Here is a 24,538-nt window from a genome sequence, read left to right as displayed (position 1 = left end):
ACGTGCGGGGACACCTACGTCACATCCTCACCCCCCGGTGAGGGAGAGGGTCGGAACTATGGAAGAGCCTCGTCGCCTCGGCGGCAGGTACGAGCTCGGCGGCGTCCTCGGACGCGGTGGCATGGCCGAGGTCTACCTCGCCCATGACACCCGGCTCGGCCGTTCCGTCGCCGTGAAGACGCTCCGGACCGACATGGCCCGCGACCCGTCGTTCCAGGCCCGCTTCCGCCGCGAGGCGCAGTCCGCCGCCTCGCTGAACCACCCCGCGATCGTCGCCGTGTACGACACCGGCGAGGACTACATCGACGGCATCTCCATCCCGTACATCGTGATGGAGTACGTCGAGGGCTCGACGCTGCGCGAGCTGCTGCACTCCGGGCGCCGGCTGCTGCCGGAGCGCGCGCTGGAGATGACCATCGGCATCCTGCAGGCGCTGGAGTACTCGCACCGGGCCGGCATCGTGCACCGCGACATCAAGCCCGCCAACGTGATGCTGACCCGCCAGGGCAACGTCAAGGTGATGGACTTCGGCATCGCCCGCGCGATGGGCGACGCCGGCATGACGATGACCCAGACCTCGGCCGTGATCGGCACCGCCCAGTACCTCTCGCCCGAGCAGGCCAAGGGCGAGACCGTGGACGCCCGCTCCGACCTGTACTCCACCGGCTGCCTGCTGTACGAGCTGCTCACCCTGCGCCCGCCGTTCGTCGGCGACTCGCCGGTCGCGGTGGCCTACCAGCACGTGCGCGAGGAGGCGGCGCCGCCGTCCAGCTACGACCCCGAGGTGCGCCCCGAGGTCGACGCGATCGTGCTCAAGGCGCTGGCCAAGGAGCGGGACTACCGCTACCAGAGCGCCGACGAGATGCGCGACGACATCGAGCGCTTCCTGGACGGCCTGCCGGTGGCCGCGGCCCAGCAGGCCGCCGCCTACGGGATGGGCGGCTACGGCTACGACCAGAACGGCTACCCGGCCCAGCACGACCCCTACGGCCAGACCAACCTGATGCCGCCGGCCGGCTCCGCGCCGACCGCGATGCTGCCGCAGGTCGGCCAGCAGGGCTACGGTCAGCAGGGCTACCCGGGAGGCTACGACGACCCGCAGGCCGGCGGCGGCAACGACGGCTACGACGAGGGCCCGCGCTCCTCGCGCCGGCGCGAGGAGCCTCCGAAGAAGAGCAACACCTCCTGGATCATCCTGGCGGTGGCGGCGGTGCTGGTGCTGGTCGGATCGTTCTTCGTGGCCTCGGCCATGTTCAAGGGCAACGGCGCCGCCAGCACCCAGATCAACGCCCCCACACTGACCGGTCGCAGCTTCGACGACGCGGTCTCGGCCGCGCACAACACCAGCACCAAGCTGACCGTGGCCAAGGGCGCGGCGATCCCCTGCGGCGCGGTGCCCAAGGACCAGGTCTGCCAGCAGAACCCGGCGGCCGGCGCCAAGATGCCCGACAACGGCACCATCACCGTGCAGCTGTCCAGCGGCCCGGGCCAGAGCCCGGTGCCCTCGGTGACCGGGCAGTCCAGCGCCGCCGCCACCAAGGCGCTGCAGGACGCGGGCTTCACGGTCGGCCCGCCGCAGTACGCGGGCGACGACACGGTGCCGCAGGACTCGGTGATCTCGCAGAACCCGGCGGCCGGCACCAAGGCCGACCCGGGCACCGCGGTCACCCTGACCATCTCGCAGGGCCCGAACAAGTCCGGCGTGCCGAGCGTGGTCGGCCAGACCGTCGAGGTGGCCACCCAGACCCTGCAGGATGCCGGCTTCGCCGTGGACTCCTCGAAGACCACGCCCACCACCGACCCGAGCAAGCCGGTCGGCACCGTCGCCTCGCAGAACCCGCCGGCCAACTCGAAGCAGCCCAAGGGCGCCAAGATCACCCTGACGGTCTACGCGGCCCCGGCCAAGGCCCAGGTGCCGGACGTGAGCAACCGGACGGTCAAGGACGCCACGGCGGCCCTGAAGTCGGCCGGGTTCACCGCCTGGACCTTCAACGGCCCCAGCGACGACAAGGCCGTGGTGGTCATCACCAACCCCGGTCCCAACCAGTTGATCGACCCGAGCACCAACATCCAGATCACCACCCGGCCCGGCGACACCAAAGGGACCGGCGGGACCATCGGCTTCCCCCCGATCGGCGGCACCACCGGCCAGTAGGCACTGACCCCGCGGACCCCGTCACCCGGCGCGCAGCTCGGGCGGCGGGGTCCGCTGCGCGTCCACCGCGTCGACCCGCACCAGCGAGCCCCAGACCGCCATCCGGAACCGTGAGGTGTAGACCGGGGTGCAGGTGGTCAGCGTGATGTAGCGGCCGGGCGCGGTGTAGCCGGCCTCGGCGGGGACCGGGGCGACCACGCCCACGTCCTCCTTGTCGGTCTGCGCCAGGGTGGCGTCCACCCGGTAGACGTACCAGCGGTCCCGGGTCTCCACCACGATCGCGTCGCCCTTGCCGACCGCGTCCAGGTCGTGGAACTTGGCGCCGTGCCCGTCGCGGTGCGCGGCCAGCGCGAAGTTGCCCGCCCGGTCCCAGGGCATCGCGCTGGTGTAGGGCGCCTGGTAGACCCCGGCCACGCCCTGGTTGAGCACCTCGGGGGTGGTGCCGAGCTTGATCAGCACCTGGTAGTCCTTGCCCATGGCCGGCACGTGCAGGAAGCCGAGCCCGTCGCCGGCCTGGTAGCCCGGCCCGGCCGGGGCGGTGGGGCCGCTGCCTGGAGCGGTCCAGTCCTGGCGCAGCCGGCCCGCCTGGTGCCCGGCCTGACGGTCGGCCAGCACGTCGGTCCACCACAGCGAGTAGGCGGTGAACAGTCCCACCAGCACCCCGGCGGTGACCAGCAACTCCCCCAGGAGACCGAGCGCCACCGCCCACGGGGGACGGCGGCGACGACCGGACACAGTTCTGCTCACACCGGGGCTCCGCCCTGACGATGGCTCAGGAGCCGGTCAGCGCGGGCGGCTGGCCCTGACTCCTCGGTCTCTCGTCGACCAGTTTGCCAAAGACGATCAACCGACCGCGGGCACTGAACTCGGGTGTACAGGTGGTCATCGTGAGGTACCGGCCCGGACCGGTGAACGGCGAGCCCTTGGGCACCGCCTGAAGCACCGTCACGTTGGTCGGCGGGGTCTCCGGGATGCCGCCGGCCACCTCGTAGGTGAAGTAGGTGGTGGCGGTCTCCACCACGATCTTGTCGCCCGGGGCCAGCTCGGCGAGCCGGCGGAAGGGCTGGCCGTGGGTGGTGCGGTGGGCGGCCACCGCGAAGTTGCCGGCCGCGTCGGAGGGCATCGCGGTGCCGGTGTAGTGGCCGACCAGGCCGTGGTCCAGCACCTTCTGCTTGTCGGTGCCCTCGGCGATCGGGTAGGTGATGCCGATCTTGGGCACGTGCAGGATCGCGAAGCCCTGGCCGGGGGCGAAGGTGCCGGCCGGCACCGGGGTGGGCCCGCCGGGCGCCACCGGGGCGGTCCACTGCTGCTCCAGCTGGTTGCGGGTGCCGTTGGCCGAGGCGTCGGCCTGCACGTTGGTCCACCAGAGCTGGTACGAGACGAAGAGCAGCATCACCAGGCCGAGCGTGATGCACAGCTCGCCGATCAGCCGGGCGGCGATCACCCGTTTGGGTTCCTTGGGCCGGACCACCGCCGCCGACCGGCCGCCGGACCGGCGCCGGCCGTTGCCCGATCGCACCGCCATCCGGCCCTGGGCGGCCCGCCGCCGCTCGGCCCGGCCGCCGGTCACCACCGGCTCCCCCGGCTGCCCGGGCGCGCTGATCACCCGCAGCTGCAGCGTCTGGTCGGCCAGCCAGGGGTACTCCGCGGGCTCGGCGGGCGGCTGCTGCCCGCCCGGGTGGCCGGGGGCGGGGCCGCTGGGCTCGTAGACGCCCCAGCCGTCCGGCTCCTCCGGCCGGTACCAGTCGTCCTGGCGCCCCTCCGGGCGGACCGCGGTCATCCTCAGCCCCGGCCGATCACCGGGGCGAGCCCGGCCGAGCGCGCCACCGCGCCGGTGTCGCCGCACTCCGCGAGCCAGTTGGCCAGCATCCGGTGCCCGCCCTCGGTGAGCACCGACTCCGGGTGGAACTGGACGCCCTCCACCGGCAGGTCGCGGTGGCGCAGGCCCATGATCACGCCGCTCCCGGTGCGCGCCGTCACCCGCAGCTCGGCCGGCACGGTGGGCTCCTCGACCGCGAGCGAGTGGTAGCGGGTGGCGGTCAGCGGCGAGGGCAGGCCGGCGAAGACGCCGCCGTCCTCGTGGGTGACCAGCGAGGTCTTGCCGTGCAGCAGCTCGGGCGCCCGGCCCACCACGGCGCCGTAGGCCACCGCGATGGACTGCAGGCCCAGGCAGACGCCGAACAGCGGCAGCCCGGCCGCGGCGCAGTGCCGGACCATCTCCACGCAGATCCCGGCCTCCTCGGGGGTGCCGGGGCCGGGGGAGAGCAGCACCCCGTCGTAGCCCGAGCCGCCGGCCCGCCGGGCGGCCTGGTCCACCGTCAGCTCGTCGTTGCGGACCACCTCGCAGGTGGCGCCGAGCTGGTAGAGGTACTGGACCAGGTTGAAGACGAAGCTGTCGTAGTTGTCCACGACGAGGATCCGCGGCGCGGCGGCGGGCGAGGTCATACGGGCTGTCTCCGGGAGTGCGAAGGAGCAGGGCGGTCGGTCGGGGGCGGGCTCAGCCGGTGCCGCCGCCGTTGTCCACTGTGACGTCGCTGAACGGGAGCAACGGTTCCAGCCACGGGAAGACGTACTGGAACAGCACGTACACGGCGCCGATCACCAGCAGCAGCGAGATGACGGCCCGCACCAGGCTGTTCCCCGGCAGGTGGCGCCAGATCCAGCTGTACATGCTGCTCCCTCGATGGTGGTCCCGTTGCGGCACCAGAGTAGACCGCCGAGCTGGGACCGGCGGGGGCTGCGGGCCTTTTCCCGCTCCCCGGACGGCCGCTGTGCCACCGCCGGGCGCCCGGCTACTGGCCCTGGGCGGCGTGCAGGTCGGTGCTGCCGGTGTAGCCGGGCAGGTTCAGCTCGCCGTTCTCCTGGAGCTTCCAGCCAAGCCCGTAGGCCGCCACGTACTGCAGGTAGGTGTGGATCGACGGGTCCCCGTCCACCGCGGCCCTGAGGTCGGCGGTGCGGCCTACCGCCCGGATCACGTAGGGCGGGGAGTAGACCCGGCCCTGGAGCAGCAGGGTGTTGCCGACGCAGCGCACCGCGCTGGTGGAGATCAGCCGCTGGTCCATCACCTGGACGCCGGCCGCGCCGCCCCGCCAGAGCGCGTTGACCACGGCCTGGATGTCCTGCTGGTGGATCACCAGGTCGTTGACGCCGGGCTCGGGCACCCCGGCGATCTTGGCGGTGGCGCCGGGCGGGGCGTCGTTCAGGGTCACCGTCAGGCCCGGGCCCTGCAGCGGGTCCAGGCCGGTCTGGTCGCGCAGGGCGGCCAGCGGGTCGCCGCCGGACGGGGTACCGGCCTGCTGCTTGACCAGCTGGTCCGCCTTCTGCTGGAGGTCGGAGAGCTCGGACTGGGTCTGCTGGTTCTGGTCGCTGCGCTGCTGTATCACGTCGCTCAGCCGCAGCAGTGAATTGTCGGAGCGCAGGTCGATGCCGCGGGCCGCGTGCGCGCTGACGTAGAAGAGGACGCCGGCCAGTGCGAAGACGGTGCAGGTCAGGGCACGTCCGACAATTCGGGTGGGTCTGCGGCGGCTCGGCACCGGCTCTGGGTCGCGCGCCGCAGAAATCGTGGAATTCGGCACCGTACCCTTATCTCCTTCCGACCCGGCGAGCCACTACGCTAACGGACGCCGGTGGCATGTGCGGAGTACCCTTCCAGGTCCGTCCCGTACGGAGGACCGGTCGCCACAGCCACCCGCCCGCTGCTCCCTGCGCGGTCTCACAGCGCATCGACAGGAGAACCCCTCGTGCCGAAGTCTCGACTCCGCAAGAAGTCCGACTACACCCCGCCCGCCACGGCGACGGCGGTCAAGATCAGTTCTGGGCGCTCCTGGGTGGCACCGGTGATGCTCGCCCTGTTCCTGATCGGCCTGGTCTGGATCGTCACCTACTACGTGACCAGTGGCAGCTGGCCGGTGCAGAGCTGGGGCAACTGGAACATCCTGGTGGGCTTCGGCTTCATCGCCGCGGGCTTCGGCGTCTCCACCCAGTGGAAGTGACGGACCGCTGACCGCGATCCTCCGCACCGCCCCACCGCAGCACGGGTGGGGCGGTGCGTCGTGCTGCCCATGGCCCGCCCCCGCCTGCATCACCGTCATACCATCAGCTTGTCCACACGGTTATCCACAGTGGGGAAAAGTCGACCCGCCCTGTGGATAACTTGTCGTCAAGTCGCTCACCTGCAGCGTCCCCCGCCGTGGACAGTGCAGCAGGACACGCGTAGACCCGTCGCCGACCCACAGCCTGTGCACGGTCCGCAGCAGACTGTGGACAACCGTGCGAAACCCCCGCCGGCTCAGCCGGCCAACCGCGCCGTCCCCACCAGCACGGTGCCCAGCACCACCGCCAGCATCAGCACCACCGTGCCGGCCTGCACCAGGTCCCGGTTGGCCCGCGGCGCGTGCACCATGCCGGCCCCGGTCAGCATCCCGGCCGCCAGCCCGCCGACGTGGGCCCGCCAGTCGATCCCGGGCACCGAGAAGGTGATCACCAGGTTGACGGCGATCAGCGCCACCACCGGGCCCAGCGGCTGCCGGGCCGCCCGCAGCAGCACCGCGGTGGCCCCGAACACCCCGAAGACCGCCCCCGAGGCGCCCACCGAGCGGGCCGCGTCCCCGCTCAGCAGGAACACCAGGGCGTTCCCGGCCAGTCCGCTGACCAGGTAGAGCGCGAGGAACCGCAGCCGGCCCAGCGCGCGCTCCAGCGCCGGCCCCAGCCACCACAGGGCGAGCATGTTGGAGCCCAGGTGGACCCAGCCCTGGTGCATGAACATCCCGGTCAGCAGTCGGTACCAACCGCCCGGCCCGGCGGCCACGCCGTACCGGGTGCCGTCCGGGGCCACCGCGCTGAACATGTCCCAGCTGCCGACGTGGTAGTCGTCCCCCGCCATCGACCGGTAGAGGTAGTGGGCGGCCAGGAAGACGACCACGTTGGCGGCGATCAGCACCTTGGTGACCAGCGCGCCGTCACCGGTGAGCCGACCGCCGTAGGGGGTGGTGGGCACCCGCGGCCGGGTGGCGCGCTCGCCGCCTCCGGGCTGGTCCTGGGCCATCACGCGCCTCTTCTCCTCAGCACAGGGGCCGGGGGCGCCAGCCGGGCCCCTGGACCGTCCAGGCTACTGCCGGTGACCTGCCCCGCACAGCACGCCGCGACCCCGGGCCCGACACGACGGCTGGCAGACGGCCCAGCCTGCGGTGCGAACGGACAATTAGGGATGCATGATCTCGAACCAGGTGGATAAGTGCCTAAGGACGCCCCCAGGAGGAGGATCCCTGTGACCCGCTTGGATACCGCACGCGAGACGGCCGGCAAGACCCTGGAGACGCTGGCGCCCTACGCTGCCACCGCCAAGGAGACCGCCGCGCACTACGGCACCGAGGCCCGCCAGCGCCTCGGCCCCGCCGTGGAGGCGCTCGGGCCCCGACTGGAGGCGGCGGCCGAGCAGGCCAAGGCAGGCACCGTGCACGCCGCCCACTCGGCCCGGGTCGGGTACACCAGGCACCTGGCACCGCACGTGGAGCAGGCCTTCGCCGCGCTGCCGCCCAGGACCCAGCAGAGCACCCTGAAGGCCGTGCACCGGGCCCAGGAGGCGGCGCTGGCCGCCAAGCTCTCGGCCGACCACGCACTGCCCCGGCTGACCGGCGCACTGGAGGACGCCCGCGCCGCCGCCGCGCCGGTGGTGCAGGAGGCCCAGGCCCGCTCCGCCGCCGCCTTCACCGCGCTGCACGGCCACGTCAGCGCGGCCGAGATCGAGAAGCTGGCCGCCCGCAACGCCCGCCGCGCCCGCCGGTCCCGGCTGGCCACCGCCCTCGCGGTAGTCGGCACCCTGGCGGTCGGCAGCGGGGTGCTGGTCTGGGCCTGGTGCCGCCGCAGCAGCGAGCCCGACTGGCTGGTCGAGCCGCCGGAGGTGCAGACCCCGCCCGACCGGGTCCACCCGGTGAGCCGGGATACCACCACCCCGGGCAGCGCCGCCGCCACCACCCCGCTCAACGGCACCGGCCCGGCCACCGAGCCGGCCGCGGAGGAGCAGCGGGAGGACGACTAGCCCCGCCTACGGCCACCGGCCGCGCATGCGACGGGACCCCGGACCAGTGACTGGTCCGGGGTCCCGTTCGTGCTGTGGAGCTTAGGAGACTCGAACTCCTGACATCTGCCTTGCAAAGGCAGCGCTCTACCAACTGAGCTAAAGCCCCGTGACGGCACACCGGGCGCCGTCGGAAGAACAGCGTACCGGGTCCGCCGCTGCGGCGTGCGCAGCGGTGTCGGCCGGGCGCCGGGAGGCCCGTGGCGGACCTCCCGTCAGCGTCCGGCCGAGGGGGTCAGCGGCCGGCCGGGATCGGGTCGGTCGCCTCGGTCCACAGGTCCTGCTCGGCCTTGTCGGCCTGCACCTGACGGTAGACAAAGAAGCCGCCGAGGGCGACCAGGGCGACCAGGAGGAGCTTCTTCACCGCGGGACCTCGTCCTTCTCAGGAGTGGGGGATTCGCCGGCAAGGGTCCCGAACCGATCGGCCCGGGGCGGCGAACCCTCGGATGTGCACGTATGAACCGGCGGTCGATCGGCCAAACCGCCCTGCGGCCGATGATACACACCCGTGTCCTGGTCGAGACCGGCCGACAGCGGACCAACCTGCCGCAGCCGGAGCAGCTTTGACGGTCCGCCGCCCGCCACGCGGACCACCCGGCAGGCCCAACGGCCCGGCGGCGACGGACGCGCCAAACAGAAACGCCCCGGATGGTGAACCATCCGGGGCGCTCTCGCAGGTGGGCCTAACAGGACTTGAACCTGTGGCCTCTTCCTTATCAGGGAAGCGCTCTAACCGTCTGAGCTATAGGCCCTTGCCGCACTGAAAGATTAGCGGACCGATGGCCGATCTCCCAAATCCATACTCCCGACCCCGTCTGGCCCGCCGATCGCAAGGCGCAGCTCAGGGGCACCGGAGCCGTCCGCGTCACGCGCCAGCAGCCACTGCTCGCGGGTCGCGGGCAGCAGGCTGCCCCCCTGCGGGGTGGGGCGCACGGCCAGCACCTGGTTGACGCCGATCCGGTTCTCCTCGAAGGCGAGCGCCGAGGCGGCCATGTACAGCCGCCAGACCCGGGCCCGGCCGCGGCCGACCAGCCGGACGGCCTGCGGCCAGTTCGCCTCCAGGTTGGCCACCCACTCACGAAGGGTCAGCGCGTAGTGCTCGCGCAGCGACTCGACGTCGCGCACCTCGAAGCCGGCCTCCTCGAGCCGGGACACGGTGCTGCCGACGGGGGAGAGCTCGCCGTCCGGGAAGACGTAGCGGTCGATGAAGGCGCTGGACACGTGCGGCTCGCCGGGGCGCTCGGGGCGGCGGGCGATCTGGTGGTTGAGCAGCCGGCCGCCGGGGGCCAGCAGGGCGTGCAGCCCCTCGGCGTAGACCCGGTACTGCTCCTCGCCGACGTGCTCGGCCATCCCGACGCTGGAGACCGCGTCGTACGGCCCGTCCTGGACCTCCCGGTAGTCCTGCAGCCGGATCTCCACCCGGTCCGCCAGCCCGGCCTGCTCGACCCGCTCGCGGGCCAGCGCCACCTGCTCGGCGGAGATGCTCACCCCGACCGCCCGGACCCCGTGGTGCTGGGCCGCGTGCAGCACCAGCGAGCCCCAGCCGCAGCCCACGTCCAGCAGGCGCATCTCGGGGCGCAGGCCCAGCTTGCGGCAGATCAGGTCGAGCTTGGCGGCCTGGGCGTCCTCCAGGCTGCGGCCCTGCGGGGTCCAGTAGGCGCACGAGTAGACCATCGAGGGGCCGAGCACCAGGCGGTAGAACTCGTTGCCCACGTCGTAGTGGTGGCTGATCGCGGCCCGGTCCCGGGTGCGACTGTGCAGCCGGCCCTGCGGGCGGGCCTCCTGCGGGGGCAGCGGGGGGTTGGGGCCGAGCGCACCGATCCGGGCCAGTTCGGCGAGCGCGCGGCGTCCGGCGGGCCCGAGCAGGTCGGCGGGGCCCAGGTGGTGGGCGCGCACCTCGGGGCACTCGGTGAAGTGCGCGACGGCGGCCAGCACCCGGTAGAGGTCCTCGCCGGGGCCGAGGTCCAGGTCGCCGGCCACGTAGGCGCGGGCCGCACCCAGCTCGCCCGGGGCCCAGAGCAGCCGCCGCAGCGCCCGGCGGTTGCGCAGCACCAGCAGCGGGGCGTCCGGCGCCCCGGCGGTACTGCCGTCCCACGCCTGCAGGCGCAACGGCAGTCGAGTGCCGAGCAACTCCTCCAGCGCGCCGACGAGCCGGGGTGCGATCTGAGCCATGGGAACCTCCGCGCAGCCAGTGGGATCCGAGCCGGTAGCCGTGCCAGGCCGCTCCAGCCAATCCGCAACCGTGCGGCCCGGGAGCGGCGGCGCGCCGCGACCGGACCGGCTGTCACTCGAATGACAGGAGCGGGCCCCTTCGATCAAACAACCGAAGGGGCCCGCTGATGCCGGGTTCCGCAGAACTCGTGGGTACTTTCTGACATCACGTCAGTGGGCCGGGGTCACTCCTCCTCGGTGAGGGTCAGCTCGATCCCGCCGGTGAAGCCCGCGGCCGCGTTGTAGATGAAGGCGGCCAGGGTGGACAGCGCGGTCAGCAGCACCACGTCCACCACCGCGATCAGCGCGGTGAAGGTGAGTACCTTGCCGAAGCCGACGTAGTCCATGATGTTGACCCCGCCGGAGCCGGAGGCGCCGGAGCCGGTGACGTCCTTGAGCGTCTTGCCGATGGAGTCGAAGACACCCATCGCGTCCAGCGTGGTCCACAGCACCGCGGCGGCCACGATCATGATGATCCCGACGGCCAGCGAGAGCAGGAAGCTGACCTTCATCACCGACCACGGGTCGGCCCGGGTGATCCGCAGCCGGGCCCGGCGCATCCGGCCGGCGGCGCCGACCGGGGTGCCCGCAGCCGGGGTGGGCTGCGCGGGCCGGCGCGGCGCGCCCGGGCCGGTGGCCGCGCCAGGGCCGGCCGGCCCGGTGCGGGTGCCGCGCGGCGGCGTGGGCTGCCCCTTGGTGTAGGTGGTCGGCTGCGAGTAGCCGGCCGCCGGGGGAGTGCCCGGCGGCGGGGGCACCGGCGGCTGGGCCGGCTGGCCGTAGCCGCCGGTCGAGTCCATCGCGGACATCAGCGAGGTGGACGCAGCCGGGTGCTCGGCAGGCGGCTGCGGTACCCCTCCGTACGGCGCACCGCCCGGTGCGGCACCTCCCGCAGCACCCGTGGTCCCACTCACTCTGGTTCCTCCCGCAGTTCCTCACCGGGTCGCGGCCGCGGCCCGGTTGACACTCCACTGTGCGGCATCAAGCTGAGAAGCCCGAAACCGGGGCAGCCGGTGCCAGGCCCCAACGGGCCGGGCACCGGCTGCCGGACGTACGTCAGCCCTGGTCAGCGGCGTCGGACGGGTCCACTGCGGCGTCCGCCACATCGGTGCCCTCGTCGACCGCCTCCTCGTCCTCCGCCTCCGCGTTGCGGGCCATGCCCACCACCGCGTCGCGCTTTCCGAGGTTGATCAGTTGGACGCCCATGGTGTCACGTCCGGTTTCACGAACTCCGGAAACCCGGGTCCGGATCACGCCGCCCGACAGCGTGATCGCCATGATCTCGTCGGTCTCCTCGACCACCAGGGCGCCGACCAGCGAACCGCGGCCCTCGACGATCTTCGCGGCCTTGGTGCCGAAGCCGCCGCGGCCCTGCACCCGGTACTCGTCCACCGGGGTCCGCTTGGCGTAGCCGCCGTCGGTCGCGGTGAAGACGAAGGTGCCAGGGCGGACCACGTTCATCGACAGCAGCTCGTCGTCCTCGCGGAAGGCCATGCCCTTGACGCCGGAGGTGGCCCGGCTCATCGGGCGCAGCGCCTCGTCGGTGGCGGTGAACCGGATCGACTGGGCCTTCTTGGAGACCAGCAGCAGGTCGTCCTCGGCGGAGACCAGCTCGGCGCCGATCAGCTCGTCGTCCCGGCCGTTCTCGTCGGTGCGCAGGTTGATCGCGATCAGCCCGCCCGTGCGCGGTGAGTCGTAGTCCTTCAGGTGCGACTTCTTGACCAGGCCCTCGCGGGTGGCCAGCACCAGGTAGGGCTTGTCCTCGTAGGTGCGGATCGCCATCACCTGGGTGATGTGCTCCTCCGGCTGGAAGGCCAGCAGGTTGGCCACGTGCTGGCCGCGGGCGTCGCGGCCGGCGTCCGGCAGCTCGTAGCCCTTGGCCCGGTAGACCCGGCCCTTGTTGGTGAAGAAAAGGATCCAGTTGTGGGTCGTAGTCACGAAGAAGTGGTCCACGAGGTCGTCCTGCTTGAGCTGGGCGCCGCGCACCCCCTTGCCGCCGCGCTTCTGCGAGCGGTAGAGGTCGGAGCGGGTCCGCTTGACGTAGCCGCCACGGGTGATCGTGACGACGATGTCCTCCTCCGCGATCAGGTCCTCGATCGACAGGTCGCCGTCCGAGGGGATCAGGGTGGAGCGCCGCTCGTCGCCGAACTTCTCGACGATCGCGGTGAGCTCCTCGGAGATGATCTGCCGCTGCCGGGGCGGCGAGGCCAGGATCGCGTTGTACTCGTCGATCTTGCGCTGCAGCTCGTCGTGCTCGTCGGTGATCCGCTGCCGCTCCAGGGCGGCCAGCCGGCGCAGCTGCATCTCGAGGATCGCGTTGGCCTGCAGCTCGTCGATGGTGAGCAGGTCCATCAGGCCGCTGCGGGCGGCGTCGGCCGAGTCGGAGGCGCGGATCAGCGCGATCACCGCGTCGATCATGTCCAGCGCCTTGAGCAGCGCGCGCAGGATGTGCGCCCGCTCCTCGGCCTTGCGCAGCCGGAACCGGGTGCGGCGCACGATCACGTCGACCTGGTGGTTGACCCAGTGCCGGATGAAGGCGTCCAGCGCCAGGGTGCGCGGCACCCCGTCGACCAGGGCCAGCATGTTGGCACCGAAGTTGGTCTGCAGGTCGGTGTGCTTGTAGAGGTTGTTCAGCACCACCTTGGCGACCGCGTCACGCTTGAGCACGATCACCAGGCGCTGGCCGGTGCGCGAGGAGGACTCGTCGCGCACGTCGGCGATGCCGGCCACCCGGCCGTCCTTGACCAGGTCGGCGATCTTCAGCGCCAGGTTGTCCGGGTTGACCTGGAACGGCAGCTCGGTGATCACCAGGCACTGGCGGCCCTGGATCTCCTCGACCTCGACCACCGCGCGCATGGTGATCGAGCCGCGGCCGGTCCGGTAGGCCTCCTCGATCCCGCGCCGGCCCACGATCAGTGCACCGGTCGGGAAGTCCGGGCCCTTGATCCGCTCGATCAGCGCCTCCAGCAGCTCCTCGTTGGAGGCGTCCGGGTGCTCCAGCGCCCAGAGCGCGCCGGAGGCCACCTCGCGCAGGTTGTGCGGCGGGATGTTGGTGGCCATGCCGACCGCGATCCCGGTGGCGCCGTTGACCAGCAGGTTGGGGAAGCGCGAGGGCAGGACGGTCGGCTCCTGCGAGCGGCCGTCGTAGTTGGCGGCGAAGTCGACGGTCTCCTCGTCGATGTCGCGCATCATCTCCATCGCGAGCGGCGCCATCTTGCACTCGGTGTAGCGCATCGCCGCAGCCGGGTCGTTGCCCGGGGAGCCGAAGTTGCCGTTGCCGTCGACCAGCGGTAGCCGCAGCGACCAGGGCTGGGCCAGCCGCACCACGGTGTCGTAGATGGAGGTGTCGCCGTGCGGGTGGTAGTTGCCCATCACGTCGCCGACCACGCGGGCGCACTTGTAGTAGCCCTTCTCCGGCCGGTACCCGCCGTCGTACATCGCGTACAGCACCCGGCGGTGCACCGGCTTGAGGCCGTCGCGGACCTCGGGCAGCGCACGGCTGACGATCACGCTCATCGCGTAGTCGAGGTAGGAGCGCTGCATCTCGGTCTCGAGCTCGATCGGCTCGACCCGGCTGACGAAGGTGTCGGTGGAGCCGGCGTCCGGCTGCTCGCCGTCGGGACGGTTGTCGTCGACCACTGGTGGTCAGTTTCCTTTCACGCGTGACTGGTACATGTGCTGACGAGGGGTCGTCACACGTCCAGGAAGCGGACGTCCTTGGCGTTGCGCTGGATGAAGGACCGGCGGGCCTCCACGTCCTCGCCCATCAGGACCGAGAAGAGGTCGTCGGCCCGGGCCGCGTCCTCCAGGGTGATCTGCTGCAGCAGGCGGTGCGCGGCGTCCATGGTGGTGATCCGCAGTTCCTCGGCGTTCATCTCGCCCAGGCCCTTGAAGCGCTGGATCGCGTCGTCCTTGGGCAGCCGGCGCCCGGCCGCGACCCCGGCCTCGATCACGGCGTCGCGCTCGCGGTCGGAGTAGACGTACTCGAAGTCGTCCTTGCCCCACTTGATCTTGTAGAGCGGCGGCATCGCCAGGTACACGTATCCGGACTCCACCAGCGGCCGCATGAAGCGGAAGAGCAGGGTCAGCAGCAGGGTGCGGATGTGCTGCCCGTCGACGTCGGCGTCGGCCATCAGGACGATCTTGTGGTACCGCAGCTTGGACTCGTCGTAGTCCTCCTGGATGCCGCAGCCGAAGGCCGAGATGAGCGCCTGGACCTCGGTGTTCTGCAGCACCTTGTCGACCCGGGCCTTCTCGACGTTCAGGATCTTGCCGCGGATCGGCAGGATCGCCTGGACGCGCGGGTCACGGCCCTGCTTGGCCGAGCCGCCGGCCGAGTCGCCCTCGACGATGAAGATCTCGCACTCGGCCGGGTCCTTGGACTGGCAGTCGCTCAGCTTGCCCGGCAGCGAGGCGCTCTCCAGCAGGCCCTTGCGGCGGGTCAGGTCGCGCGCCTTGCGGGCCGCCATCCGCGCGGTGGCCGCGGTGATGGACTTGCGGATGATGTCCGCGGCCTCGTTCGGGTTGCGGTCCAGCCAGTCGTTCAGCTGCTCGTGCACCACCCGCTGGACGAAGGTCTTCGCCTCGGTGTTGCCGAGCTTGTCCTTGGTCTGGCCCTCGAACTGCGGCTCGCCCAGCTTGACCGAGATGATCGCGGTCAGGCCCTCGCGGATGTCCTCGCCGGAGAGGTTCTCGTCCTTCTCCCGGAGCAGCTTCTTCTCCCGCGCGTAGCGGTTGACCAGGCCGGTCAGCGCGGCCCGGAAGCCCTCCTCGTGGGTACCGCCGCCGTGCGTGTGGATGGTGTTGGCGAAGGAGTAGACACTCTCGGTGTACGAGGAGTTCCACTGCATGGCGATCTCCACCGAGATCGTCTTCTCCTTGTCCTCCGCCTCGATGTCGATCACCGACGGGTGGACCACGTCCCCCTTGCGGGAGTTGAGGTGCGTCACGTAGTCGGCGATGCCGCCCTCGTAGTGGTACGTGACGGAGAGCGGCTTGCCCTTGTCGTCGGTGTGCTCCGCCCGCTCGTCGGTCAGCGAGATGGTCAGGCCCTTGTTGAGGAAGGCCATCTCCTGGAACCGGCGCGAGAGGGTCTCGAAGGAGTAGACGGTGGTCTCGAAGATGTCCGGGTCGGCCCAGAAGGTGACGCTGGTGCCGGTCCGGTCGGTGGCCTCGTGCTTGGCCAGCGCGGCGGTCGGGGCGCCCATCTTGTAGTCCTGGGTCCACCGGTGGCCCTCGGTGTGGATCTCCACCGCCAGGCGGGTGGAGAGCGCGTTGACCACCGAGATGCCGACGCCGTGCAGACCGCCGGAGACCGCGTAGCCGCCGCCGCCGAACTTGCCGCCGGCGTGCAGCACGGTCAGCACGACCTCGACGGCGGGCCGGTCCTGGCCCGGCATGATGCCGACCGGGATGCCGCGGCCGTTGTCGACCACGCGCACGCCGCCGTCGGCCAGGATCGTCACGCCGATGGTGTCGGCGTGCCCCGCCAACGCCTCGTCGACGGAGTTGTCCACGATCTCCTGCACCAGGTGGTGCAGGCCGCGCTCACCGGTGGAACCGATGTACATGCCGGGGCGCTTGCGGACCGCGTCGAGGCCCTCCAGCACCTGGATGGCGCTGGCGTCGTAGGCCCTGCCGGTGGTCGGGTCGGTGGAGACGGGGGACTGGCTGGACTCGCCGGTATCGGCCACGAAGCGCCCTCTCTGGCACAGCGCGGGCCGCACACCACCCCGGTGGGGGAGGGCATGCGACCACGGCGTTTCGACTCAGTTACCGCAAGCAGCGGCATTTGCGTCTCAGTCTACCGGTACGACCGACATAGATGGGCTTTTGGCAGGCCCTGAAGGCGGATTCACCGCCCCGAATCCCCTCCGCACATGTCCCGATACTCGCCTGGGGGGCTCAGCGGCCTCACAAGGGCCGTCAGCGGTTCCGGAGGTTCGCGCTCCGTCAAGGGTCGGAGCCGGTTCCGGCTCAGCCCCAGGTGTCCCGCGGGCCCTGGCTGCCGGGAGCCCGCAGCCGGCCGTAGCGGCGCTGCGGGGCGGCCGGACCGAGCACCCGGATCACCTTCACCGTGCCGTGCCCCAGCTCGTGGTTCAGCCGGGCCACCAACTGCCTTGCCAGCAAACGCAACTGAGTGGCCCAGGCGGTGGAGTCGCAGCGCACCGTGAGCACCGCCTCGGCCTCGTCGAACTGCTCCGGGACGCAGTGCGCACTGATGTCGGGGCCGACGATCTGCGGCCAGCGGCCGATCACGCCGGCCACCGCGGCCGGCGTCTCCCAGCCACGCTCCGTGATCAAACGATTGAGCGCGGCCCCCAGCGGCACCGGGTCCCGGCCGTCCGCCCGGGCCCCGCTGCGCAGTCCGTGCCGACGCGCCTCGCGCTTCTCCCGGACCTGCTCGCCGCGGCTGCGGGCCTGCTCCTTGGCCGCCCGCAGCGCGACCCGGGCCAGGTCGACGCCCGAGAGCTGCTGTTCGTCGCTCATCTCTTATCCCCAGGCTGTGGACGGACCCACCAGAGTACGCCGTCCCCCGCCGAGCTCCCCGGCACCCGGCACAACAGCACCCGGCCCATCAGCCCGCGACCCGGGTGACCTCGCCGCCGCCGACCGCGTACCGCACCCCGGCCAGCGCCTTGGGCACGTCCTCCGGCACCGCGGCGGTGACCAGCACCTGCTCGCCGCCGGCCGCCAGCTCGGCCAGCTGGTCGCGCCGCTTGGCGTCCAGCTCGGCGAAGACGTCGTCAAGGATCAGCACCGGCTCGCCGCCGTCGGCCCGCAGCAGCTCGTAGCTGGCCAGCCGCAGCGCCAGCGCGAAGGACCAGGACTCGCCGTGGCTGGCGTAGCCCTTGGCGGGCAGCGGGCCCAGCAGCAGGCCGAGCTCGTCCCGGTGCGGGCCGACCAGGGTCAGCCCGCGCTCCACCTCCTGCTTGCGCACCGAGCGCAGCGCCTCCAGCAGTTGGCTCTCGGCCTCCTCCCGGCTGCCCGGCAGCGCGCCCTCGAAGGAGGAGCGGTACTCCAGCCGGGTCGGCCCGCCGCCCGGGGCCAGGTGCTCGTAGGCCTGCTCGACCAGGGGCTGCAGGGCGGCCACCAGCTGCAGCCGAAAGGCCGTCAGCTCGGCGCCGGCCCGGGCCAGGTGGCCGTCCCAGACCTCCAGGGTGGACAGGTCGGCGCCCTTGCCGCCGCCGGCCCGGCGGGCCATCGCGGCGGTCTTCAGCAGGGCGTTGCGCTGCTTGAGCACCCGCTCGTAGTCCGAGCGGACCCCGGCCAGCCGGGGCGCCCGGGCGGTCAGCAGCTCGTCCAGGAAGCGCCGCCGCTCGCCCGGGTCGCCCTTGACCAGGGCCAGGTCCTCGGGGGCGAACAGCACGGTGCGCAGCAGGCCCAGCACGTCGCGCGGGCGGACGTTGTCCGAGCGGTTGATCCGGGCCCGGTTGGCCTTGCCCGGGGTGATCTCCAGTTCGACCAGGGTGGTCCGGCCGCGGTCCTGGACCGAACCGCGGACCACCGCGCGCTCGGCGCCCTGGCGCACCAGCGGGGCGTCGGTGGCCACCCGGTGGCTGCCCAGGGTGGCCAGGTAGCCGATCGCCTCGACCAGGTTGGTCTTGCCCTGCCCGTTGGGCCCCACGAACGCGGTGACGCCCGGGTCGAGGGGAACCTCGGCCCGGGCGTAGGAGCGGAAGTCGGCGAGCGAGAGGTGCGCGACATGCATGGGGAGGTACTGCGCCCGCCTTCTGAGTGGTGGTTACTTCGACTCGACCGCGTGGCCGCCGAACTCGTTGCGCAGCGCGGCGATCATCTTCATCTGCGGGGAGTCGTCCTGCCGGGAGGCGAACCGGGCGAACAGCGAGGCGGTGATGGCCGGCAGCGGCACCGCGTGGTCGATCGCGGCCTCGACGGTCCAGCGGCCCTCGCCGGAGTCGGCGGCGTAGCCCTTGAGCTTGCCCAGGTGCTCGTCCTTGTCCAGCGCGTCGACCGCCAGGTCGAGCAGCCAGGAGCGGATCACGGTGCCCTCCTTCCAGGAGCGGAAGATCTCCCGGACGTCGGTCACGCTGTCCACCGCCTCGAGCAGCTCCCAGCCCTCGGCGTAGGCCTGCATCATGGCGTACTCGATGCCGTTGTGGACCATCTTGGCGAAGTGGCCCGCGCCCGCCTTGCCGGCGTGCACCGCGCCGAACTCGCCCTCCGGCTTCAGCGCGTCGAAGATCGGCTGGACCCGGGCGATGTCCGCGGCCTCGCCGCCGTACATCAGCGCGTAGCCGTTCTGCAGACCCCAGACGCCGCCGGAGACGCCGCAGTCGACGAAGCCGATGCCCTTGGCGGCCAGCAGCTCGGCGTGCTTCTCGTCGTCGGTCCAGCGCGAGTTGCCGCCGTCCACCACGATGTCGCCGGGGGAGAGCAGCTCGGCCAGCTCCTCGACGGTCGCCTGGGTGGGGGCGCCGGCCGGGACCATCACCCAGACCACCCGGGGCCCCTGGAGCTTGGTGACCAGCTCCTGGAGGCTGGAGACGTCGGCGAGGTCAGGGTTGCGGTCGTAGCCGATGACGGTGTGGCCGGCGCGGCGGATGCGCTCGCGCATGTTGCCGCCCATCTTGCCGAGACCGATGAGGCCGAGCTCCATGACAAGTCCTTACCTGTGGTGTCGTGCCTGACGGCGGCGCCGTTGCCGCGACACAAGAGCCTACGCCGCGCCCGGTGTCCACAGGCTGTGGAGCATGGCGTGGACACCGGGAGCGTCAGGTCCGGGCGGGGCCCGGCGGGTGGCTCAGCCGGAGAGGCGGACCGGCATGATCAGGTACTGGTAGGCCTCGTCCGCCTCGGCGTCCAGCGCGGGCTTGCCGGAGAGCAGCGCGGGCTTGGTCGGGGTGGTGAACGAGAGCTGGGCGAAGGCGGCGTCCACCGCCTTGAGGCCCTCCTCCAGGTAGCCGGGGTTGAAGGCGATCGAGATGTCGTCGCCCTCGAGGTCGGCGTCGATCCGCTCGGTGGCCTGGGCGTCGTCGCCGGAGCCGGCCTCCAGGGTCAGCACGCCCTGCTCGAAGTTGAGCCGGACCGGGGTGTTGCGCTCGGCCACCAGCGAGACGCGCTTGAGCGCCTCCAGGAACGGCTGGGTCTGCACCGCGGCGACCGCGCTGAAGTCCTCGGACTTGGGGAAGAGGCTGCGGAACTTGGGGAACTCGCCCTCCAGCAGCCGGGTGGTGGTGCGACGGCCGGCGCCCTCGAAGCCGATCAGGCCCTCGCCGGCGCCGCCGGAGGCGAGCGCGATCGAGACGGTGTCGCCGCTGCCCAGGGACTTGGCGATGTCCTGCAGGGTGCGGGCGGGGACCAGGGCGACCGCGGAGATGTCCGGCTGCTCGGGCTTCCAGAGCAGCTCGCGCACGGCGAACCGGTAGCGGTCGGTGGCGGCCAGGGTGATCCGGTCGCCCTCGATCTCGACCCGGACACCGGTCAGCACCGGCAGCGTGTCGTCCCGGCCCGCGGCCACGGCGGCCTGGCTGACGGCGGTGGCGAAGACCTCGCCAGCCACCGTGCCGGTGGCGCTGGGCATCTGGGGCAGCGACGGGTACTCGTCCACCGGGAGGGTGGGCAGGGTGAACCGGGAGCTGCCGCAGACCACGCTGACCCGCTGGCCGTCGGTGGAGATCTCGACCGGCCGGTTGGGCAGGTTGCGCGAGATGTCGTTCAGCAGCCGGCCGGAGACCAGCACGGTGCCCGACTCCTCGACCTCGGCCTCCAGCTCGACCCGGGCCGAGACCTCGTAGTCGAAGCCGGACAGGGCCAGGCTGCCGTCCTGGGCGGTCAGCAGCAGGCCGGCCAGCACCGGCACCGAGGGCCGCGCCGGGAGGCTGCGGGCAGCCCAGGCCACCGCCTCCGCGAGGACGTCACGCTCCACCCGGAACTTCACCGGTCACCGCCTCCTGGGTCCTGCTGTCGCTGCTGCTCGTGCAGTGCTGCTTGCTGGCTTCTGGGCACCCGGCCCGACGGACCTCCGTCGCGGTGTGCCGAGGACAGTCTGACGCACTCCGCCGACAGCCGAGGCCGATGGGCGCAACTGGGGCGAACAGGTGTCGGGATCCGGTTGTCCACAGATTTCGGCCCACCCCGCTGTTGAGCGCATCGACTGGTCTCTAGGTGTAGCGGTAGTAGTAGGGCCTGTGGATACCGTGGATAACCTTGTTTCCGCAGGTCAACCCAGGTTTTTTGTCCACAAGGGGTGTGGACCGAGCCGGTGGATAACTCGGCCCTGCTGTGGACAGCGGAGCGTTATCTACAGGGCACGCTGAGTATCCACAGGTTATCCCCAGCATCGTCCCCAGCTACGGGCCGGGTTATCCACGGGGCCCTGGGCAACATCACGTGACGCCTTTCACACCGGCTGATGAACCGGGGCTTTCCGTTGTCGAACAGTGGATACCGCTGTGGAAAAGCTGGGGATAACAGCCCCGAGCCTGGGGATGACCGGTGGACAACCAGCCGGGGCAGCTGACGGGGCGCCAACTGTCCACACCCTGTGGATAACTGTTGTGCACAAGTCCACAGGGGTCTGACCTGCGCCGAAGAGCGTAGCGTCCGGCTGCCTGTGGAGGAATTCTGGATAACTCCGAACTCTCCAGGGTGTGGACGGGAGAAAGCACCGAAACCTGTGGAGAACGGCCGGGCGGCGCGGCATCGTTCGAATAGATGCTCAGATGTGCGAAATAGCCCGGCCCCTGGTGGAGCGTCAGCGGGAAGCCTTCCCCGGCCCGTCCTGCGCTACACACCCGATCCACCCGGCCCCGACCCGCTCCGCGGGCCGGCCTCAACCGCCGGCCGTGGGCCGCCCGCCGCGGCGGGGCCCGGGAACGGCGAAGGGCCCGCCCCACCCCCGGTCGGGGTGGTGACGGGCCCTCAACGGCCTTCCCGCGGCTAGCTCTTGATGCGGTTGGTGAGCTCGGTGACCTGGTTGTAGAGCGAGCGGCGCTCGGCCATCAGCGAGCGGATCTTGCGGTCGGCGTGCATCACCGTGGTGTGGTCGCGGCCGCCGAACTGGGCGCCGATCTTCGGCAGCGAGAGGTCGGTGAGCTCGCGGCACAGGTACATGGCGATCTGACGGGCCGTCGCCAGCACCCGGCTGCGCGAGGAGCCGCACAGGTCCTCGACGGTGAGGCCGAAGTAGGCCGCGGTCTGCTGCATGATGACCTGCGCGGTGATCTCCGGCCCGGCGTCCTCGTCGCCGCCCGGGATCAGGTCCTTGAGGACGATCCCGGCCAGCTCCAGGTCGACCGGCGAGCGGTTCAGGTTGGCGAAGGCGGTCACCCGGATCAGCGCGCCCTCCAGCTCGCGGATGTTGCGGGTGATCCGGGAGGCGATGAACTCCAGCACGTCGGCGGGGGCGTTGAGCCGCTCCTGGATCGCCTTCTTGCGCAGGATCGCGATCCGGGTCTCCAGCTCCGGCGGGGTGACGTCGGTGATCAGGCCCCACTCGAAGCGGTTGCGCAGCCGGTCCTCCAGGGTGGTCAGCAGCTTGGGCGGCCGGTCCGAGGAGAGCACGATCTGCTTGTTCGCGTTGTGCAGCGTGTTGAAGGTGTGGAAGAACTCCTCCTGGGTCGACTCCTTGCTCGCCAGGAACTGGATGTCGTCGACCAGCAGGATGTCCATGTCCCGGTACCGCTTGCGGAACGCGTCCGCCTTGCCGTCCCGGATGGAGTTGATGAACTCGTTGGTGAACTCCTCCGAGCTCACGTACCGCACCCGGGTGCCCGGGAAGAGGCTGCGCGAGTAGTGCCCGATCGCGTGCAGCAGGTGGGTCTTGCCCAGCCCGGACTCGCCGTAGATGAAGAGCGGGTTGTACGCCTTGGCCGGGGCCTCGGCCACCGCGACGGCGGCCGCGTGCGCGAACCGGTTGCTGGCGCCGATCACGAAGGTGTCGAAGAGGTACTTGGGGTTGAGCCGGGCGGCCGGCTCGTCCTTGCGCCCGAGGTCGGGCGCCGGGCCGCCGGGCGGGGCCGGCACGCCGGGTACCGGGGTGCGGTCGCCGACCCGCTCGGGCAGCGCGCTCGGCGGGCCGGACCGGCCGGGGTCGGCCCCGCCCCCGGGCCTGGCCGGCGGCAGGTCGCGCCGGGCGGGGGGCAGTTGGCGACCGCCGCGCGGGCGCGGCTCCCCCGTCGTCGCGTCGAAGGCGCCGCCGAACAGGTCGCCCTGGGCCGGTTCGGCGCCGGGGCGGCCGGCCGGCGGCTGCCCGCCACCCGGCGCGGGCTCCTGGGCGGGCTGCCAGTCGCGGTACTGGTAGGCGGGCGGCGGGGGGAGTTCCTCGGGGCGGCCGTAGTCGCGCGGCTCCTGGTAGCCGGTGTAGTCGCCGTAGGACTGCGCCGGCTGCGAGGACTGGTAGGGCTGCGGCTCGGGGTAGTCGGCCGGGCGGCGGGCGTAGCCGTAGTCCGGCTCACCGTACTCGGCCGCCGACTGCTGGGACTGCTGGGGCTGGTCGGCCGGGCGGGACTGCTGCGCCGGTTCGACGGGAGCGGGGCCGGGAGCCGGCGGCTGGGGCGCGGTCGGCCCCGGGGGCGCCGCGTTGGCGTCCACCATCACCGCGATCCGGACCGGGCGGCCGAACTGCTGGCTCAGCCCGTCGGTCAGCTGCGGCAGCAGCCGGCCCTCCAGCACCTGCTTCGCCCACTCGTTCGGGGCGGCCAGCAGTGCGGTGTCGTGCATCATCCACATCGGCTGGGTGCGCTGCACCCAGACCTTGTCCTTGTCACCCACAGAGGTGTCGTTGACCAGCCGCTCGACGACCTTCGCCCAGGCGGGGACGAGGTCGCTGTTGACATCAGCCACTGGTGCACGCTTTCTCGTTCCCCCGCAGATAGGAGGGGATGAACAAAACCAGACAAGTCCTGCAACGGTAGTCAGCGGGCAGAGCTGATTCAAGTTGTTGTCCACAGGCTGTGGGCATCGGGCTCCTGGGGTGCCGGTTTGACCCTCGGGTGCCCGTCCGCGTACCGTAACGAGGTCGAGTTGTCGATGGCCGCTGCCGCATGTCCGCGGGTCACCCCGCTTCACATAAGGCGCGCAGCACGGGCGCCGTGGATTGCCCGGACCCCAGCGGACCTGGGGATCCGGGTCGGATTTCCCAGGAACGAAGGGGAGATCACGCGGACGCACGGTGACGGCCAAGCCACGACCCGTCATCCTACGATTCACCCCAGGAGCCCCCGAGTGAGCAAGCGCACCTTCCAGCCGAACAACCGCCGTCGCGCCAAGACCCACGGCTTCCGGCTGCGTATGCGTACCCGTGCCGGCCGCGCCATCCTGTCGGCCCGCCGTGGCAAGGGCCGCGCGAGCCTCTCCGCCTGATCCGCGTCCAGGGTCTGCAGTGCTGCCCTCCGAGAATCGGCTGCGGCGGCGCCAGGACTTCGCGACCGCGGTGAAACGCGGCCGTCGAGCCGGCCGGCCCCTGCTGGTCGTCCATCTGCGAAGAGCGGACGAGCAGGCGGAGCCGGGCGGCGGGTACAGCGACTCCCACCCGCACGACGCCGAGGGAACTCCCTCGGCGCGTGCGGGTTTCGTCGTGAGCAAGGCGGTCGGTCCGGCGGTCGTCCGCAACCTGGTGAAGCGTCGTCTACGTCACTTGGTACGCGAACGTATGTCCCGGTTGCCCGCAGGTAGCCTGATAGTGGTACGAGCGCTGCCACCGGCGGCGACGGCCTCGTACCCGGATCTGGCACATGACCTGGATGCCGCGCTCAAGCGGTTGCTCCGGACGGATCCGGCCAGCGAGGCCGGCTCAGGGCCGACAGGATCAGGGCGATGAAGTACCTGTTCATGGGGCTGATCAGGCTCTACCAGTGGACCATCAGTCCGCTGCTCGGTCCGGTCTGCCGTTATTACCCGTCGTGTTCGCACTACGGCTACGAAGCCGTGCGCACGCACGGCGCGGTGAAGGGCAGTGCGCTGACCGCCTGGCGCATCCTGCGCTGCAACCCCTGGTCCCCGGGTGGAGTGGACCACGTACCACCGCGCAAGCGTCCCGTTTGGCATCAGCGGCTGCGTGCCCTGGTGCAGTCCAGGACCGGTAGCGCCGTGCTCCCGGAGCCGACGACCAAGCCCAATGCTCAAGGAGTCTGACC

At 71.6% G+C, this 24,538-nt stretch carries 22 protein-coding genes and 2 tRNA genes; 6 read left to right on the top strand and 18 right to left on the bottom strand.

Annotation, left to right across the window (positions count from 1 at the left end):
* The first annotated feature begins 58 nt into the window (after positions 1–58).
* Positions 59–2,155 carry a Stk1 family PASTA domain-containing Ser/Thr kinase gene (pknB, locus tag C7C46_RS04360; protein WP_110665850.1) on the top strand — a complete coding sequence of 699 codons (2,097 nt, stop codon included), beginning with the start codon at positions 59–61 and terminating at the stop codon, positions 2,153–2,155.
* A gap of 21 nt (positions 2,156–2,176) precedes the next feature.
* Here pknB and C7C46_RS04355 read toward each other — a convergent pair whose 3' ends face one another.
* The 5 genes from C7C46_RS04355 to C7C46_RS04340 all read right to left on the bottom strand — a co-directional run bounded on the left by C7C46_RS04355 (position 2,177) and on the right by C7C46_RS04340 (position 5,730).
* Positions 2,177–2,902 carry a class E sortase gene (locus C7C46_RS04355; protein WP_245984148.1) on the bottom strand — a complete coding sequence of 242 codons (726 nt, stop codon included), beginning with the start codon at positions 2,900–2,902 and terminating at the stop codon, positions 2,177–2,179.
* A gap of 25 nt (positions 2,903–2,927) precedes the next feature.
* Positions 2,928–3,935 (bottom strand): class E sortase, encoded by a 1,008-nt coding sequence (locus C7C46_RS04350; RefSeq protein WP_110665847.1) that lies wholly within the window; start codon positions 3,933–3,935, stop codon positions 2,928–2,930.
* A 2-nt stretch (positions 3,936–3,937) separates the two neighbouring features.
* Complete coding sequence (locus C7C46_RS04345) at positions 3,938–4,600, bottom strand: aminodeoxychorismate/anthranilate synthase component II (protein WP_110665845.1); 663 nt, start codon at positions 4,598–4,600, stop codon at positions 3,938–3,940.
* 52 nt (positions 4,601–4,652) lie between these two features.
* Positions 4,653–4,826, bottom strand: a complete 174-nt coding sequence (locus C7C46_RS34780) for a hypothetical protein (RefSeq protein ID WP_181442188.1) — start codon at positions 4,824–4,826, stop codon at positions 4,653–4,655.
* Positions 4,827–4,947: 121 nt separating this feature from the next.
* Entirely contained in the window at positions 4,948–5,730 is a 783-nt protein-coding gene (locus C7C46_RS04340; protein WP_110665843.1) for a DUF881 domain-containing protein, read from the bottom strand.
* Positions 5,731–5,895: 165 nt separating this feature from the next.
* On the opposite strand from C7C46_RS04340, the gene crgA reads away from it, so the two are divergent.
* Positions 5,896–6,147 carry a cell division protein CrgA gene (crgA, locus tag C7C46_RS04335; protein WP_110665842.1) on the top strand — a complete coding sequence of 84 codons (252 nt, stop codon included), beginning with the start codon at positions 5,896–5,898 and terminating at the stop codon, positions 6,145–6,147.
* A gap of 296 nt (positions 6,148–6,443) precedes the next feature.
* Here the strand turns inward: crgA and C7C46_RS04330 are convergent, their stop codons facing one another.
* Complete coding sequence (locus C7C46_RS04330) at positions 6,444–7,199, bottom strand: rhomboid family intramembrane serine protease (protein WP_110665840.1); 756 nt, start codon at positions 7,197–7,199, stop codon at positions 6,444–6,446.
* Positions 7,200–7,421: 222 nt separating this feature from the next.
* On the opposite strand from C7C46_RS04330, the gene C7C46_RS04325 reads away from it, so the two are divergent.
* Entirely contained in the window at positions 7,422–8,192 is a 771-nt protein-coding gene (locus C7C46_RS04325) for a DUF5324 family protein (RefSeq protein ID WP_110665838.1), read from the top strand.
* 75 nt (positions 8,193–8,267) lie between these two features.
* Here the strand turns inward: C7C46_RS04325 and C7C46_RS04320 are convergent.
* The 12 genes from C7C46_RS04320 to dnaA all read right to left on the bottom strand — a co-directional run bounded on the left by C7C46_RS04320 (position 8,268) and on the right by dnaA (position 23,246).
* Positions 8,268–8,340: transfer RNA gene (locus C7C46_RS04320), tRNA-Ala, on the bottom strand.
* A gap of 126 nt (positions 8,341–8,466) precedes the next feature.
* The gene (locus C7C46_RS35800) at positions 8,467–8,595 is read right to left on the bottom strand and encodes a DLW-39 family protein (protein ID WP_220040553.1); all 129 of its coding nucleotides are present in this window, start codon (positions 8,593–8,595) and stop codon (positions 8,467–8,469) included.
* Between the two features lie 314 nt (positions 8,596–8,909).
* A tRNA-Ile gene (locus C7C46_RS04315) sits at positions 8,910–8,983 on the bottom strand.
* Positions 8,984–8,999: 16 nt separating this feature from the next.
* The gene (locus tag C7C46_RS04310; RefSeq protein ID WP_110665837.1) at positions 9,000–10,403 is read right to left on the bottom strand and encodes an SAM-dependent methyltransferase; all 1,404 of its coding nucleotides are present in this window, start codon (positions 10,401–10,403) and stop codon (positions 9,000–9,002) included.
* A 224-nt stretch (positions 10,404–10,627) separates the two neighbouring features.
* Positions 10,628–11,248: a DUF3566 domain-containing protein gene (locus C7C46_RS04305; protein ID WP_181442187.1), complete on the bottom strand. Its 621-nt coding sequence runs from the start codon at positions 11,246–11,248 to the stop codon at positions 10,628–10,630.
* Between the two features lie 247 nt (positions 11,249–11,495).
* Positions 11,496–14,078: a DNA gyrase subunit A gene (gene gyrA, locus C7C46_RS04300; protein ID WP_110665833.1), complete on the bottom strand. Its 2,583-nt coding sequence runs from the start codon at positions 14,076–14,078 to the stop codon at positions 11,496–11,498.
* A gap of 53 nt (positions 14,079–14,131) precedes the next feature.
* The gene (gyrB, locus tag C7C46_RS04295) at positions 14,132–16,132 is read right to left on the bottom strand and encodes a DNA topoisomerase (ATP-hydrolyzing) subunit B (RefSeq protein ID WP_181442186.1); all 2,001 of its coding nucleotides are present in this window, start codon (positions 16,130–16,132) and stop codon (positions 14,132–14,134) included.
* A gap of 283 nt (positions 16,133–16,415) precedes the next feature.
* The gene (locus C7C46_RS04290; protein ID WP_110665831.1) at positions 16,416–16,928 is read right to left on the bottom strand and encodes a DciA family protein; all 513 of its coding nucleotides are present in this window, start codon (positions 16,926–16,928) and stop codon (positions 16,416–16,418) included.
* Positions 16,929–17,016: 88 nt separating this feature from the next.
* Positions 17,017–18,150: a DNA replication/repair protein RecF gene (gene recF, locus C7C46_RS04285; RefSeq protein ID WP_110665829.1), complete on the bottom strand. Its 1,134-nt coding sequence runs from the start codon at positions 18,148–18,150 to the stop codon at positions 17,017–17,019.
* Positions 18,151–18,183: 33 nt separating this feature from the next.
* A complete protein-coding gene (gene gnd, locus C7C46_RS04280) occupies positions 18,184–19,059 on the bottom strand; it encodes a phosphogluconate dehydrogenase (NAD(+)-dependent, decarboxylating) (RefSeq protein WP_110665827.1) in 876 nt (291 codons plus the stop codon).
* Between the two features lie 144 nt (positions 19,060–19,203).
* Positions 19,204–20,340 carry a DNA polymerase III subunit beta gene (gene dnaN / locus C7C46_RS04275; RefSeq protein ID WP_110665825.1) on the bottom strand — a complete coding sequence of 379 codons (1,137 nt, stop codon included), beginning with the start codon at positions 20,338–20,340 and terminating at the stop codon, positions 19,204–19,206.
* 1,001 nt (positions 20,341–21,341) lie between these two features.
* Positions 21,342–23,246: a chromosomal replication initiator protein DnaA gene (gene dnaA / locus C7C46_RS04270; RefSeq protein WP_110665823.1), complete on the bottom strand. Its 1,905-nt coding sequence runs from the start codon at positions 23,244–23,246 to the stop codon at positions 21,342–21,344.
* A gap of 381 nt (positions 23,247–23,627) precedes the next feature.
* Between dnaA and rpmH the strand changes: the two genes are divergently transcribed.
* Genes rpmH through yidD form a run of 3 tightly spaced genes read left to right on the top strand, consistent with a single transcriptional unit; the run spans position 23,628 to position 24,536 of the window.
* Complete coding sequence (rpmH, locus tag C7C46_RS04265) at positions 23,628–23,765, top strand: 50S ribosomal protein L34 (RefSeq protein ID WP_110665821.1); 138 nt, start codon at positions 23,628–23,630, stop codon at positions 23,763–23,765.
* 19 nt (positions 23,766–23,784) lie between these two features.
* Positions 23,785–24,222, top strand: coding sequence for a ribonuclease P protein component (rnpA, locus tag C7C46_RS04260; RefSeq protein WP_110665819.1), 438 nt, complete (start codon positions 23,785–23,787; stop codon positions 24,220–24,222).
* Positions 24,219–24,536, top strand: coding sequence for a membrane protein insertion efficiency factor YidD (gene yidD, locus C7C46_RS04255; protein WP_110665818.1), 318 nt, complete (start codon positions 24,219–24,221; stop codon positions 24,534–24,536). The genes rnpA and yidD overlap by 4 nt, the downstream gene beginning before the upstream one ends.
* Positions 24,537–24,538: the final 2 nt, after the last annotated feature.

The sequence above is a fragment of the Streptomyces tateyamensis genome, from assembly GCF_003205575.1.
Lineage (GTDB): Bacteria > Actinomycetota > Actinomycetes > Streptomycetales > Streptomycetaceae > Kitasatospora > Kitasatospora tateyamensis.
This window is presented reverse-complemented; position numbering and strand designations above follow the sequence as displayed.

Excerpts from the sequence above, each read along its gene's own strand:
- C7C46_RS04345 (WP_110665845.1), bottom strand. The coding sequence starts at position 4,600 with ATGACCTCGCCCGCCGCCGCGCCGCGGATCCTCGTCGTGGACAACTAC.
- gnd (WP_110665827.1), bottom strand. The coding sequence starts at position 19,059 with ATGGAGCTCGGCCTCATCGGTCTCGGCAAGATGGGCGGCAACATGCGC.
- C7C46_RS04330 (WP_110665840.1), bottom strand. The coding sequence starts at position 7,199 with ATGGCCCAGGACCAGCCCGGAGGCGGCGAGCGCGCCACCCGGCCGCGG.
- C7C46_RS04310 (WP_110665837.1), bottom strand. The coding sequence starts at position 10,403 with ATGGCTCAGATCGCACCCCGGCTCGTCGGCGCGCTGGAGGAGTTGCTC.
- C7C46_RS04350 (WP_110665847.1), bottom strand. The coding sequence starts at position 3,935 with ATGACCGCGGTCCGCCCGGAGGGGCGCCAGGACGACTGGTACCGGCCG.
- recF (WP_110665829.1), bottom strand. The coding sequence starts at position 18,150 with ATGCATGTCGCGCACCTCTCGCTCGCCGACTTCCGCTCCTACGCCCGG.
- C7C46_RS04305 (WP_181442187.1), bottom strand. The coding sequence starts at position 11,248 with ATGTCCGCGATGGACTCGACCGGCGGCTACGGCCAGCCGGCCCAGCCG.
- yidD (WP_110665818.1), top strand. The coding sequence starts at position 24,219 with ATGAAGTACCTGTTCATGGGGCTGATCAGGCTCTACCAGTGGACCATC.
- pknB (WP_110665850.1), top strand. The coding sequence starts at position 59 with ATGGAAGAGCCTCGTCGCCTCGGCGGCAGGTACGAGCTCGGCGGCGTC.
- C7C46_RS04290 (WP_110665831.1), bottom strand. The coding sequence starts at position 16,928 with ATGAGCGACGAACAGCAGCTCTCGGGCGTCGACCTGGCCCGGGTCGCG.
- C7C46_RS34780 (WP_181442188.1), bottom strand. The coding sequence starts at position 4,826 with ATGTACAGCTGGATCTGGCGCCACCTGCCGGGGAACAGCCTGGTGCGG.